A 1220-nucleotide genomic window follows, 5' to 3' on the forward strand; every position below is an offset into this window, starting at 1 on the left:
CAGGGGAATCGCGTTTGGGATTTGACCTGATCCGCGGGGTCTTGCGGTCTTGGGCGGGATGGATTCTGGGGTGGGGATCGCCCTTTTGGAGCCCGTTACCCGCATGGACATCTTCCTCGCCGCCTTCGATAACATCCCCGATCCCCGGGCCGACAACGCGCGTCACGACCTTTGCGAACTGCTGGTCGTAAGCTTCGTCGCGGTGCTCTGCGGGGCGACCAGCTGTGCCGAGATGGCAGACTTCGGTCGGGCAAAAGAGCATGTTTTCAGAGACTTCCTGAAACTCAGGCATTCCATCCCATCGCATGATACTTTCTCGACGGTGTTTCGGATGATCGACCCGAAGGCGCTGGATGCGGCCTTCGGTCGGGTTCTGGCGCAGATCGCGGTGCTGCTCGGCGATGGTGACGTGATCGCTATCGACGGCAAGGCGCTGCGGGGCGCGCGCGACAAGGGCCAGAGCGCGCGGACCCGGATGATGGTCTCGGCCTATGCCGCCCGGTTGCGCCTGACGCTGGCCACGGTGGCGGCCGACCATGGCAACGAACTGGAGGCGGCACTCGAAGTGCTCGGCCTGATCGCGCTCAAGGGCAAGGTTGTGACGGCGGATGCGCTGCACTGCAATCGCCGCACGGTTGCAGCAATCACCGGCGGCGGCGGCGATTATTGCCTGGCACTGAAGGCCAACCAGGACTCACTCCTGTCAGACGCTCGGTCCTGTTTCGGCAAGGTTCCGCCAGACCATCCGGTCGCGCATCACGAGGAGGCCGGGCATGGCCGCAAGGAGGCCCGCACTGGCACGGTAGTCTCTGCTAAGGGCCTGGCGGAGCACCATGAATTTCCCGGCCTACAGGCCTTCGGCCGTATCGAGGCCCGCCGAGAAATCGATGGCAAAGTGCAGACCGAGACCCGCCATTTCGCCCTGTCCTGGGTGCCTGCGCCCGAGGTCTTCATGGCCACCGTCCGCGCACATTGGGAGATCGAGAACGCCCTGCACTGGCAACTTGACGTTTCGTTCCGGGAAGATGCCGCCCGCAACCGCAAGGATAACGGCCCCACCAACATCGCCATCCTGCGCCGCCGCGCCCTCGATCTCGCCCGCCGCGACACCTCCAAGGGCTCGCTCTCGATCAAACTGAAGCGCGCCGGGTGGAGTGATGCGTTTCTTCTCAGCCTTCTCAATAACTTAGCCAACCCTTAGGTCAAACGCGATTGCCCTG

At 63.7% G+C, this 1220-nt stretch carries 1 protein-coding gene; it reads left to right on the forward strand.

The features are described from left to right. The first annotated feature begins 103 nt into the window (after window positions 1-103). Window positions 104-1201, forward strand: a complete 1098-nt coding sequence (locus ACEN2R_RS20905; RefSeq protein ID WP_442044873.1) for an ISAs1 family transposase — start codon at window positions 104-106, stop codon at window positions 1199-1201. Window positions 1202-1220 lie beyond the last annotated feature (19 nt).

Source organism: Pseudogemmobacter sp. W21_MBD1_M6 (assembly GCF_052119585.1).
Taxonomy (GTDB): domain Bacteria; phylum Pseudomonadota; class Alphaproteobacteria; order Rhodobacterales; family Rhodobacteraceae; genus JBGQOJ01.